Raw genomic sequence first — 12,673 nt, 5'->3', positions numbered from 1 at the left:
CAAGAAAACAATTTCAACGGCAATAGCCAGATCGTGTAGGGTGGGTTACTAGCCCAGAAATACAGATCTGTATGAGCGATCGCGCCTATCACTGCTTAGCCCCCTTTATTCAGGAATATATTTATAGCCACGGCTGGACCGATTTGCGGCAAGTGCAGGCGGAAGCGTGCCAGGTGATTTTTGAGACGGATGCTCATCTGTTGATTGCAGCGGGGACGGCAGCGGGCAAAACTGAAGCGGCGTTTCTGCCAGTCCTGACCTTGCTGCATGAGGCACCTCCCAAAACGATTGGCGCGATGTACATCGGCCCGATCAAAGCGCTCATCAATGATCAGTTCGATCGCCTCAACGATTTACTGAAAGAAGCAGATATTCCCGTGTGGGCTTGGCATGGGGATGTGGCGCAGAGCCAGAAACAAAAACTGCTAAAACATCCCACAGGTGTACTGCAAATTACACCCGAATCATTGGAAAGCTTGTTGATTAACCAGAGCAAAAACCTCGATCGCCTGTTTGGTGAATTGCGCTTTGTGGTAATTGATGAAATCCATGCCTTTATTGGTTCGGAGCGCGGTTGCCAAATTCTCTGTCAGTTGGCTCGGTTAGCAAAACAGACTCGAAATCTGCCGCGTCGGATTGGTTTGTCTGCCACGTTAGGAGATTATGGATTAGCTGAAGATTGGTTGCGATCGGGCACTCAGCAATTGGTAATCACGCCAGAAGTGAAGGTCGCGCAACGTACCCTGCATTTGTCTCTGGAGCATTTCTATCGCTCAGAACCAATCCGAGCCAAAGGAGACAACCGGGATGCAGCGTTTAGCCCGTACCAAAATTACTTGTTTAATCAAACTCAGTCGCGCAAGTGCTTGATTTTTGCCAACAATCGCACCGCTGCTGAAGAAGCGATCGCTACTCTGCGCCAATTCGCCACCGCTAAAGGCTTGCCCGATATTTACCATGTGCATCATGGCAGCATCTCCGCCACCTTACGAGCAGCCGCAGAAGATGCGATGCGGGCTCCCACGCCTGCGGTGACAGCAGCAACCGTAACTTTTGAGATGGGGATTGATATTGGGCAACTAGAGCGAGTGATTCAGCTAGAATCGCCTCCTTCGGTCGCCAGTTTCTTACAACGGTTAGGGCGATCGGGGCGACGGGGAACGCCTGCGGATATGCGCTTTGTCTGTGTGGAAGATCCGATCGCAGACCCAGAATTTTTGCCCGATCACGTTCCCTGGCAACTCCTACAAACGATCGCTATCCTTCAGCTTTACCTGGAAGAACGCTGGATCGAGCCGATTCAACCGTTGCAGTATCCGTTGAGCCTGCTCTATCACCAAACCATGAGCACATTGGTCGCTCTAGGAGAGCTTTCCCCTGCTGCCTTGGCTCAGCAAGTGTTGACACTGCCGAGTTTTCGAGCGATCGCTCCAGAAGAATTTCGCCAACTTCTGCGCCACCTGATCGAGATTAACCATATTCAAAAAACTGTCGAAGGCACGCTAATCGTTGGGCTGGCAGGTGAGCGGATTGTGCGGAGCTTTAAGTTCTACGCCACCTTCCCAGACAGTGAAGAATACACAGTGCAAGAAGGCACAACAGTGATTGGCAGTATTGCGCTGCCTCCGGATGTGGGCGATCGCGTCGCTCTAGCAGGGCGAGCGTGGCAGGTGCTAGAAGTTGACGACAAAACCAAAACGGTATTTGTGCAACCCAGCGCTGGGGCCGCCAGTAGCGCTTGGCAAGGAGGGGGCGGCACGCTGCATACCAAAGTGCTGCAACGCATGCGCCAGGTGCTATTCGAGGATATCGAGTATCGCTACTTGCAACCGGGCGCAAAGGAAAGACTGCAAACAGTGCGGCAGTGGGCCAGACGGGTAGAACTCGATCGCCACCATTTACTGCAACTAGATGCCCGAAGCTGTTGCATTTTTCCCTGGCTGGGCACCACCGCTTACCGCACCCTAGAACGATACCTGAAGCTCTGCTGCCGAGACTCCCTAAAAATCAAGGGAATTGGGGGGCGATCACCTTACTTCTTTACAGTACAGTTAGGCAAAGCCAAGCTCGAAAACTTGCTGTGCGAAATTGTGGCGATCGCGGATGGCAAGCTGGCGGCTGAAGAACTACTGGGTCCGGATGAGGTGCCGAGACTACAAAAATATGACGAATATGTCCCCCCAGAACTTTTGCGGAAAGCCTTTATCCTGGATCATCTAAATACCGTAGAACTAGGGAGTGTGGTGCGGCAATGGTCTTAAGACATTTGTCTTGATCCACGGAGGCTGAAAGTTACAGAGAGTATCGCTCAAGCGTCTCACCCACGGGGTTACCCGGAAAACCGGAAGCTGGCGTTGTGGTTTATGTTCTCAGTACTAAAACAAATAACCTATATCAGTGATGGGGCGATCGCGATCGTCTCGCTACACTGACTTTATCCTGAGTGACTTTGATCACGCCTGCCCGTATGATTCGTCACACTGATTACCTCAGTAAAGTCACTAGTATCCTGTGCGCGTCATCAACCAAAAATATGAGCAGCTTCACCGCATCTACCAGGGTTGAATCACGAGGTTGCCTTCGGGCAAACCATAAGATTTGGAGCAACAGCCGCATCCGGGAGTCAGTTACTAGCTTGGATGCAGGTTGGCTAGCAAAAGTTCCCCAGTTGGTCTGTGCGAGCTACTCCAAACTCTCCTTCCCTGTTGACTCCTTATGTTAATTCAAGAACCTGCGGTCGAGCGTTATCACCCTGAGCCTCATTTTCAGCACTTCACGAAGGGAATTGAACACGCTCAGGAAACAATCTATGAGTTCTTGATTCATACAGTCAAGCAATGCTCCCCAGAGGTTGCTTTAGCTGAGTTTGAAAGCTTGTTTGTTCACTCAGTGAACATGACCAGCTCGGAGGTAAACCAAGCACTGTATCAAATCATTGTTGCCAATGATGAGCAAGAGTTTCGTAATACGCTCAAACGCTCTTGCTACATTTTAATTAACAACTGGAATACCAGTAAAAAATATCAGATAATCCAACAGCTAGTTGGCTTATTTCCTAAGATTAAGTTCAATCGCAAAACAGCTTCTCTCATCCTAACCCGTCTCAATAGTTGGCTAGAGAAGTTTGTCGGCAGCAGCGATTATCAAGAGCTAGAGTTATTTGTTTCTGCTTGCACATTTCAACCAGAAAGACCTTGGAGCCATCGCTATACGTCTTATTTGTTAGTTTCTCAGTTTGTGAATACCACAAATTCGGTAGAGCAACGAGAAACAGCTAGAGTTCTATCAAAACAGTTAAAGGAGCAGTACAAACGAGATCTAGCTTTATATGTAGCTAGATCCCAGTCTAATGTCGTGCAGACTGTACCTCTGAAGAACCCAACTCTGCTAGGAGATGAAGTACTGCTCTTAATTAAGAGATTAGTCGCTAAGAAATGCGTATTTAGCTATACCAACTTGGCTAATATTTTCTTGAAACAAACCCATGAGTTAACTTATTGCCAGTTTAAGGACAGTCTCAAAAAGTACTTGATTTACTCTATGAGTAATCAAGATTTAGCAGAATCAGTGAAAAAATCATTGTTTGGTAGTTTGGAATCCCTGTACGAAATTCATGATGAGCGGGATTTAGATGATGCTTTGTTACTTAGAACTTGTAATCGAGTTATTGAATGTTTAACCACTGAGAATCGTAAAGAGCCAAGTTCCCTATTCGCGTTATTTGTCATGCAGAAGAGCCCAATTACATTGGTGATTCTGCTGCTCAAATTAATTTTAATTTCCAAAAACTCTCGGACTCATCTAGAGGCTTGTATTGCTGATTTGATTCGACACTATGAGAATTTACAAGAAGCGGATTGTCAGTGGGTAATTCACTTTTTGGAGATCTTCAGCGTCATCTTCACCGTTTATGCAGAAGATGTAGAGTACAACTTGGTTAAAGTAGACCCGGAGAACGTTAACGGTTACCAGAAGCAGAACTTAGCGGCTTACCAGGTCTTCTCACAATTTCGTGGCAATGTAGAAATACCTGCTCAGCTCTCAGGTTGAGGTTGCGATCGCCTTGACTAAATAGCCTAAGTTAAAAATCAACACCGCGCTTCAAATCCACTCCCTTCTCGGCATAGTGCTTGTGGCAAATCATTTCAGAATGCACACTAGCGAGATCAAAATAGGCTGGAGGATTATTGCAACGCCCGGTGATGATAATTTCCGTGTCGCGCGGTTTCCGCAGCAGCGCTTGCACAATTGGTTCTTCGGGGAGCAACTCTAGATCCACCGTCGGATTCAGTTCATCCAAAATGATGGTTTTGTAGAGTCCAGAAGCGATCGCGGCTCTGGCAAGTTCCCAGCCTCGTTCAGCTTCCACATAGTCGAGTTCTTGCTGCTGGCCCCGCCACACAATTGCATCTCGGCCACAGCGTTGGTGATCAACTAAGTTAGGGTAGCTTTGCTGCAAGGCGGCGATCGCCGCATCTTCGGTATAGCCAGAGCCACCCTTTAACCATTGAATAATCAAAACACGGTGAGATTTATCTTGGCTAATGCCTTTGCCGATCGCTTGCAACGCTTTTCCTAGCGCGCTGGTGGATTTGCCTTTGCCAGCCCCAGTGTAAATCTCAATGCCATCAATCCCTTGCTCTGCGGCAGTGGGATGGTGGTGGGGTTTCATTTCTGAGTGTAGGTTGGCAATGTCAATCAAAGCTGGAGGAGCTGCCCGCCCGGTGGCAATAATCTCCATGTGCTCTGGCTTGTGCTTCAGTGTTTTGACCACTTCATCGACTGGCAACAAACCTAAGTCGAGCACTGGGTTGAGTTCATCCAACACCACGACCGAGTAGAGACCAGAAGCGATCGCACCTTTAGCTACATCCCAGCCTCGCTGTGCTTCTAAGCGATCGAAGCGAGTGATGTCATTTAGGCCAAAATGTTCAGCTCGCCCAGTCCGCACTTGGTCAATCAGGTGGGGGAAGCCTCGTTGTAAAGCTTCGATCGCGGCATCTTCCTCATACATGCGACCTGGCCCTTTAAGAAAACGTAGGAGCAAGACGCGAGTTTGGACAGAACTGTTGATGCCTAAGCCAATCGAGCGCAACACTACGCCCAGCGCTGCTTGGGACTTGCCTTTGCCTGCTCCATCGTAGACATGAATTTGTCCCTCTAGCCGCTCAGAACGTGCTTGAGCGGTTCGAATGCCAACGCCAGTTCTTACCATAGCTCTCAGTTTTCTCGTGCAGTTTCATCTTAGCGGAGGTGCTGTCAGCTTTACTTGAAATAAAATTCAGAGATTATGGGCTGGAAAAGTGACTGAAAAAGCTAGTTTATGGAAACGGCTGTTGAGGAGGTAGACCCGTGTTTTCGTTTGTTTTGCCATTGCGGGCTATCTTATTTCAGCTACTCTTTTTATTCATCGCGATCGCGATCGAGTCGGTGGTATTACAAGAACGATTAAAGTTGAGCCGTAGAATTAGCCTGGAATATTCTACTTCGATCAACCTCTTATCTACTGCCATTGGTTGGCTATTTTTCTTTACGCTGGAACCTGCTTTACCGCTGGATTGGAAAGGCCCATTAATGAGCTATATCCTTTTTAATGCTCGTTCCACGAATACCAATACTCTGTTGATTATGGTTGGTTTGTTTACGTTTTTTGGTACTTTCATTGTTGAGTTGCAAGGGTTAGAACTATTAGAAATATTGCTGCAAAGAAACAAGAAAGAAGAAGTAAGCACTCAAAAAATCCTTCGTTCTCGTGATAAGCTGCAACGCCGAGAGCTAAGCCTGGCTGCTACCAACCGAGCGACTACAATTTTATTAGCGAATGCTTGTAGCTACAGTGTTATTTTGTTGATCTTATTGGCGCGTGCATTCGACCTGAGCTTTAAAGCGAATGGACAGAGTTAAAGAAATTTTTGAGACGCTACAAAAGTTACTACTGCCGCCAAAAGCTTTTTCTTGGCAAACTTTGATTTTGCTAAGCATTTTTTCTTGTCTGATGGCAGCCTTGGCAGGTGATTTAGTTCGAGATTTGCTAGCAACATGCGGCTGGATTTTTTTAATTTTTGGGGTAGGTTGGTTCACCACTGAGAACCCGATCCAGATCGGAGGTCTGTCTTTAGGGCCTTGGATTACAGGCATCTTAGTGAGTATTTTTTTGTTTGGTGAATGGCTAGATGAACGTCCTTCGCTATTGTTTATTAGTTGGCCCTTGATTTCAGCCGCGATCGCCTCTTTGGGGGAGTTTATCCAATCAGGCCCTCGGTTTAGGGCTCCCACCCCAGCAGGCCGTCAAAGATTAGTTATTCTTTTTTTAAGCAATTTAATTATTAGCTGCTGGTTTCAACTTTACTTTGTGATTCAAGGTTGGTTAGAAATCTACCCCAGCTTGTTAGCGAATGATTTTAATCAGAGCAACTTTGTTGTACGTCTGGGGGTGCAAACAACCCAAGCGCCAACGGGTGTAATCATCCTCAATCAGGCAGAGGCTACGCTAAAAGCGGAACTGGAACCGCGTTCTTGGTCAGAGGTAGAGCGGTGGCTCTTAACGCTCAAGCAACAGCCAACCGAGTTTGAACATGCTGTAATGCAACAACTGCCTGCCTCGGAAGAAAATGCTTTATGGCAATTGCAAGCGCAAATCTTGCCCGATCAACCAGATTACACCTTGCAGTTGCTCGCTCTCTGGCAAGGACCGAGTTCTGATCTCGCCAGTCACTATCTCACCAAAACCTGCCGCATCACTCAAGGAGAGAACCCACTTGCCACTGCTTCGCCCGCTCCTGAAACTGCTGTCTCTGCCTCGCCTAGCCCTGAAGCTGGTGTCTCTGCCCAGCCTGCCCCTTCAGCTTCAACGCCGGACAACGGTTCCCTAGCGCCCAGCAAGGAGCAAAATTCTGTCAGTCCAGTTGCACCTATCTCTCCTACACCTGTGGCTCCCGAAGTGCCGCCGCAAACGACAAGCACTAGTAAGATTGAATGCGGATCTATTAGTCGGCCTACTTTAGTTCAACCAGGCCCAACTTTGCAATCCTAGGGTCTGCTTTGCAGGAATTGCTGAAGGAGTGAGAAGGTGAATCTCGGCAGAATCTTTACGATCGCCACCAATGTCTTTTGGGAAGTCATCCGCGATCGCATCCTATATTTGATCGGCTTCTTTGCCTTGCTGCTGATTATGGCGCTGCGATTGCTGCCAGAAGTTGCGGCAGGCACAGAAAACAAAATCTTGCTAGATGTCGGGTTGGCGGGGATTACAGCCCTGAGTTTGATCATTGCCGTGTTTGTGGGCACTGGCTTGGTTAACAAAGAAATTGAAAAACGCACGGTCTTGGTGCTAATTGCCAAGCCGATGAGTCGCGCTGAATTCATCATTGGCAAACACTTAGGCTTGTCCGCAGTTTTAGCTGTGCTCCTGTCGCTCATGACTGCAATTTATCTGGGGGTGCTAACTTGGGCGCAGATTCAGTATCCGCTGGTCAGCATCTTGGTGGCGGTGCTTTATTTGTTTCTAGAGTTGTCTCTAATCACGGCAGCGGCAATTTTGTTTGGGGTGTTTACCAGTTCGCTGTTAGCCACTTTACTCACCTTCGCCGTTTACTTAGTAGGACATTTCAGCCGCGATTTGGTAACGCTAGGCAACTTAGCTTCTAGTCCCGATTTGCGCCGTCTCACCAAAGGCATCTACTTATTTCTACCTGATCTAGCTCGGCTCGACCTCAAGAACGAAGCAGTTTATGGAGTCTTGGCTGCTCCCAGAGAATTGTTGCTGAATGCAGGGTACGGGCTAGTTTACACAGTGTTGCTGTTAGCGATCGCGATTTTGATTTTTACTCGACGGCAATTCTAACGCTCAATCTAGAAACTGGAGTTACGACTACAGGAACGCAACCGAGTCAGGGTGAGCACAATCTCATCAATGGTTTGCCGTAGGGTTGAAGCGGGTTGATTTGAGTGATTGACAATGATGCTAAACACGAGTGGCGGATACTGAGGCGGATTGAGATAACCAGACAAAGCCGCAATGCCCGACAGTGTGCCCGTTTTCGCTTGGAGTCGTCCTTGGGCTGGGGTGTCTCGCAAGCGGCTTTGTAAGGTGCCACTCACGCCTGCCACTGGTAGTGAGGCGCGATAAATCTCAGCTTCTGGTAACTGGGCGATCGCTTGTAAGGTTTGCACTAGCGCCGTGGGACTAACTAAGTTATGGCGAGACAATCCTGAGCCATCCGCCAACACATAGCTATCTGGTTCCACTCCAAGTTTGGTTAGAGTTTGCTGGACGACTGCTAAACCTTGCTCAGCAGTAGATAGATCCGCAACTTGTTTCAGGGTAGCTCCAGTATTGGCTCCTAAAGTCCGCAAAATAGCCTCGGCATAGAGATTGTTGCTCTCTCGATTGGTTTCAATCAGCAGGGTTGATAACGGGGGAGAGGCGATCGCGGCAATTTCTGTGCCTGTTGTGGTAGAAGGTGTGTGGGTGACTAAAGTTTGTCCAACGCGAATTTGTTGGGCCGCTAAAGCCTGCTGGAATCGGCGCAAAAAATTCTGGCTGGGGTCTGCGATCGCTACTGCTACAGGTTCCGGTGGTCCACCTACCCGCAGTTGTCCTTGTACTTGTAGCAATGGCTGGCTCAAATTCCGCCCTACTTCTACAAACTCATCTCCTGTGTCTTTGACAGTTACTGATTGATTGTTGATGCGCCATCGCCTCGCCTCTGCCGGATCATCCCACTGCACTCGCAACGGCTGTCCCACTGCTTGCGGCCACAACTGGAGCCCGACTGCGTTTTGATTCAGGATTAAGCCATTGACGGGTGCGCCGTACCCCGCTTGGATGTCACCCCATTCCCATTGCGGGTTAGGCACGGGACCACGAAAGTAGGATTCGTCCCCAAGCAACTGAGCAACCGCTTGAATCCCTCGCTGGCGTAGTTGCTGCGCCAAAAGGCCGAGTTCCCGGTCTGTCAAACTAGGATCGCCTCGTCCAACAATGCGTAGATTTACCTTCCCCTGGCTCTTAACCTGGTATACCGAGGTGCGAACGCGGAACTGTGGCGTTAATTGATGCAGAGCAGCCGCAGTGGTCAACAACTTGGCGTTAGAAGCAGGCAAAAAGTAGCGATCGCTGTCCTGGGCATACAAAGTTTTCCCTGGAGCGCTCGCCGAGGTCAAGGTCTGAACCAGGATGCCCCAGCGGGCGCGCGCAAAGGCGGAACGATTTGTAGAGGAAACGCTTTGGAGGATTTGGGCGATCGCGGAGTCTAATTGAGTAGGGCAAATTGGCGCAGGTATAGCATTACCTGGAGTTGCTAATCCAGCTTTTGGTTGTACTCCCACCCCCACCGTTCCTATTGCAAAAAAACATAGCAATGAGACGATCGACTTGCGGAGAGTGATAGGCATATTGCCAGCTTGCCTAGGGGCAGTAAGTTTTAAGTGGAGATGAAGAGAGTATAAAAGGATTGACAAGATTCGGAGGGACCGCAAGAGGAGATCACGGAATGAATAGCTTTCCCTTACAATAGCCTCATCTTGATCCGAACTCAGTACACGCAAATCTCATTGTAATACAAGGCTATCTCAGTAATGCTACTTATGAAAACCCGTGGCCGAGAAAGTGAAAAACCCCTTGTGCGCTCAGATGCTCAGCGGCAAAGCTCCACCGGCAGTTCGTCATCCAAGTTGGCGCTCCTCTTCTCTTTACTAGCATTAGCATTGAGCGGTTTTGCTGCCTATCAAGTGTGGCAACTCCAGCAAGCAGCTAAGCCTGCTGATACCACCCAGACCCAGACAAAGCCTGAAGCTGCAAAGGATAAGTCACCAACTGCAACTGCTAGTGCACCCAGCGCTGTGCCAACCGAAGCAGGCAAATTGGTTCAGCCAGGACTCGACAACAAAGCAGAAGTGACTTTGCTATCAGCGGAACGCATTCAAGATCCAGACACGGGCAATTCTGATGTTGTCAATGTCAAATTACGGATTCGTCGTCTCGCTGAGAACGTCAGCGCCTACGACTTCATCAATGTAGGAGGTGCCACTGCCCAAGATTCAGGTAGTGATATCGCTACCTATGAACCTGTGGATGCCATCAGGAAATCAACGGGTCCAATTTCTTTGGAGGGAATTCGCAAAGGCGCATCGGTGGATGCTTATGTTTGGCTGCGCGTACCAGAAGCAGTTAAGACCTTAAATATCCGCGTACCGGAAACTGAATTGTTTCAAGCAGTCAAAGTTGCGAAATAACGCCTTCGGTAGATGACCCGCAGTAGAAGGGCGCAGCAGTAATAGGTTGTGTACTCAATTGAGTACAGCCAACCTCTCAAATAGTTCCGATGCAAATCAGTCCACGAATCAAGGCGCTCTATCAAGTAATTCGGTGCCTGGGCCAGGAAATGCAGCATCTACAACCCTTGCCCCTGGAACTGCCGCTCCCGCTAATTCAGTCGCATCTTCCAGGTCTAGTCCCAATCCTCAAATCCAACCGGGACAATTTGTCCAACCTGCCTTAGATACCAAGGCCAAGGTAGAGTTGTTGACAGTTAAGCGCATTAAAGAGCCAGAAACAGGCAATCGAGATGTCGCGAATGTGCAGATGCACGTTCGGAGAGCGACATCAGGGTATTTCACTATTTCAATTGCGTCTCTCTGCGTCAGCCGATGCTTATGTTTGGCTCCGCATTCCTGAAGGAGTCAATGCGATCGATATTTTTATCCCCGAAACGGCAGCTTTTAAAGATGTGCCGATTGCGAATTAACCATTGAATATAAAGGGACAGGCGCAAAAAAGGCAGGTACAAGACCTGCCCCTAGCAGTTCTAATTGTTCTGGCGAGTTACAGCTTAGTGCCGCACTCTGGGCAGAAGTTGTTGGTAGAGATGTTTTTCGCACCGCAGCTATTACAGTAAATCAGCTCTGCTGCCTTTCCTAGCTTGTCGCGCTCTGGCAAACCAATCATCTGGGCATTGCTCTTGCCAGGAGCCACCATTGGGTAGCAGTTCTCATCTCGCTTCACCCGAGCTTCTACGAGTACGGGACCGTCATGGGCTAGCATTTCGGCGATCGCATCTTGCAGCTCCTCGCGGGAATGGATCACCATTCCTTTAATACCAAAGGCATCTGCTAGCTTCACAAAATCAGGCATGCCAACTTCCATATTGGAGGAAGAGTAGCGTTCGCCGTAGAAAGCTTCCTGCCATTGCCGCACCATGCCCTGCCAACCATTGTTGAGGATGACAGTTTTGACGTTGATGCCGTATTGAGCCAAGGTGGCTAGCTCTTGGAGATTCATTTGGAAGCTAGCGTCACCGCTGATACAAATCACCTGTTCATCCGGTAAAGCAACTTTAGCTCCCATTGCTGCAGGCAAGCCAAAGCCCATCGTTCCTAGGCCAGCGCTGGAAATCCAACGACGAGGGCCATTCTTGAGAAACTGGGCTGACCACATTTGGTGTTGGCCTACATCGGTAGTGTAGTAAGCGGCAGGCGCTTGACGGCTAAGTTCTACAATGACTTCCTGTGGCGCTAAGCTGCCCGGATACTGAGGCACTACGAGTGGATAATCTTCTCGCCAGCGGTTAATTCGCTCTAGCCAAGCTTGGGTTTGAGTGGAGTAGCGGCTATCTCCGTCTTCGGTGCTGCGTTGTAATAAGTCCGTCAACACTTGTCGAACATCACCCACAATGGGAACTTGAGGCGCTCGGTTCTTGCCGACTTCAGCAGGGTCGATGTCAATGTGAATGACTTTAGCGCGGGAGGCAAATTCGTCTAGTTTGCCAGTCACGCGGTCATCAAATCTAGCCCCAACTGCAATCAGCAGATCACACTCGGTGACAGAAAAGTTGGCGTAGGCTGTCCCATGCATACCCAACATGCCGAGGGCCAGGGGGTGAGTCTCTTCAAATGAGCCTTTGCCCATTAAGGTTGTGGTGACGGGAATTTGGAAGCGCTCTGCTAGCTCACAAACTTCTCTATGCGCTCCAGCCGCGATCGCGCCACCTCCAATGTAAAGCAGAGGTTGTCGAGAATCTCGAATTAGCTTGAGTGCTTGTACAACCTGGCGCGGGTTGCCTCTAACCGTGGGGCGATAGCCCGCTAGCTTAACGCTGCTAGGGTCAACGGGTACATAGTCAAATTCTTCTAAGGCTACATCCTTAGGCACGTCGATCAAGACAGGACCAGGACGACCAGAGCTGGCAATGTAAAACGCTTCAGCCGTGATCCGAGCCATGTCTCTAGGATCGCGCACTACATAGGAGTGCTTGACGATGGGTAGCGTAATGCCCCAAATATCGGTTTCTTGGAAAGCATCACTGCCGATCGCAGCTCGTGCGACTTGCCCAGTCACCACAACTAAGGGAATGGAATCCATGTGAGCCGTGGCAATGCCAGTCACTAGATTCGTGGCACCGGGACCAGATGTGGCGAAGCAAACGCCAACTTCACCCGTAGCCCGCGCATAACCGTCAGCCGCATGAGCTGCTCCCTGTTCATGCCTGACCAGAATGTGGTGAATGCCGCCAGCCGCCTCAGCGCGGTACAGCTCATCATAAATTGGCAGAATCGCGCCACCGGGATAACCAAAAATGTGTTTAACGCCGTGACGTTTCAAACTATCAATTAATGCGAAAGCACCAGACGCACGCTTGACCGCTACACTCTGCAACTGCACAGGAAGACCTCT

10 protein-coding genes are annotated in these 12,673 nt (G+C 49.3%); 7 read left to right on the top strand and 3 right to left on the bottom strand.

The window, feature by feature from the left end; genetic code table 11:
- Positions 1–71 precede the first annotated feature (71 nt).
- Together NDA01_RS18125 and NDA01_RS18120 are read left to right on the top strand one after the other, a co-directional pair.
- Entirely contained in the window at positions 72–2,261 is a 2,190-nt protein-coding gene (locus tag NDA01_RS18125; RefSeq protein ID WP_348229052.1) for a DEAD/DEAH box helicase, read from the top strand.
- Between the two features lie 454 nt (positions 2,262–2,715).
- Positions 2,716–4,050 carry a hypothetical protein gene (locus tag NDA01_RS18120; protein WP_348229051.1) on the top strand — a complete coding sequence of 445 codons (1,335 nt, stop codon included), beginning with the start codon at positions 2,716–2,718 and terminating at the stop codon, positions 4,048–4,050.
- Between the two features lie 31 nt (positions 4,051–4,081).
- On the opposite strand, the gene NDA01_RS18115 is transcribed toward NDA01_RS18120, so the two are convergent.
- Positions 4,082–5,215 carry a cob(I)yrinic acid a,c-diamide adenosyltransferase gene (locus tag NDA01_RS18115; RefSeq protein WP_348229050.1) on the bottom strand — a complete coding sequence of 378 codons (1,134 nt, stop codon included), beginning with the start codon at positions 5,213–5,215 and terminating at the stop codon, positions 4,082–4,084.
- 137 nt (positions 5,216–5,352) lie between these two features.
- On the opposite strand from NDA01_RS18115, the gene fraC reads away from it, so the two are divergent.
- The 3 genes from fraC to NDA01_RS18100 are packed head-to-tail and all read left to right on the top strand — an operon-like array spanning position 5,353 to position 7,843.
- Positions 5,353–5,904: a filament integrity protein FraC gene (fraC, locus tag NDA01_RS18110; RefSeq protein WP_348229049.1), complete on the top strand. Its 552-nt coding sequence runs from the start codon at positions 5,353–5,355 to the stop codon at positions 5,902–5,904.
- Positions 5,891–7,033 carry a DUF5357 family protein gene (locus NDA01_RS18105; RefSeq protein WP_348229048.1) on the top strand — a complete coding sequence of 381 codons (1,143 nt, stop codon included), beginning with the start codon at positions 5,891–5,893 and terminating at the stop codon, positions 7,031–7,033. The genes fraC and NDA01_RS18105 overlap by 14 nt, the downstream gene beginning before the upstream one ends.
- A 36-nt stretch (positions 7,034–7,069) precedes the next feature.
- Positions 7,070–7,843 (top strand): ABC transporter permease subunit, encoded by a 774-nt coding sequence (locus NDA01_RS18100; RefSeq protein ID WP_190434456.1) that lies wholly within the window; start codon positions 7,070–7,072, stop codon positions 7,841–7,843.
- Positions 7,844–7,851: 8 nt separating this feature from the next.
- On the opposite strand, the gene dacB is transcribed toward NDA01_RS18100, so the two are convergent.
- Positions 7,852–9,396 carry a D-alanyl-D-alanine carboxypeptidase/D-alanyl-D-alanine endopeptidase gene (gene dacB / locus NDA01_RS18095; protein WP_348229047.1) on the bottom strand — a complete coding sequence of 515 codons (1,545 nt, stop codon included), beginning with the start codon at positions 9,394–9,396 and terminating at the stop codon, positions 7,852–7,854.
- 192 nt (positions 9,397–9,588) lie between these two features.
- On the opposite strand from dacB, the gene NDA01_RS18090 reads away from it, so the two are divergent.
- Positions 9,589–10,236, top strand: a complete 648-nt coding sequence (locus NDA01_RS18090) for a hypothetical protein (protein ID WP_348229046.1) — start codon at positions 9,589–9,591, stop codon at positions 10,234–10,236.
- Between the two features lie 341 nt (positions 10,237–10,577).
- Positions 10,578–10,748: a hypothetical protein gene (locus NDA01_RS18085; protein WP_348229045.1), complete on the top strand. Its 171-nt coding sequence runs from the start codon at positions 10,578–10,580 to the stop codon at positions 10,746–10,748.
- A gap of 77 nt (positions 10,749–10,825) precedes the next feature.
- Here the strand turns inward: NDA01_RS18085 and ilvB are convergent, their stop codons facing one another.
- The gene (gene ilvB, locus NDA01_RS18080) at positions 10,826–12,661 is read right to left on the bottom strand and encodes a biosynthetic-type acetolactate synthase large subunit (RefSeq protein WP_348229044.1); all 1,836 of its coding nucleotides are present in this window, start codon (positions 12,659–12,661) and stop codon (positions 10,826–10,828) included.
- Between the last annotated feature and the right edge of the window lie 12 nt (positions 12,662–12,673).

The organism is Trichocoleus desertorum AS-A10, assembly GCF_039962155.1.
Lineage (GTDB): Bacteria > Cyanobacteriota > Cyanobacteriia > FACHB-46 > FACHB-46 > Trichocoleus.
This window is presented reverse-complemented; position numbering and strand designations above follow the sequence as displayed.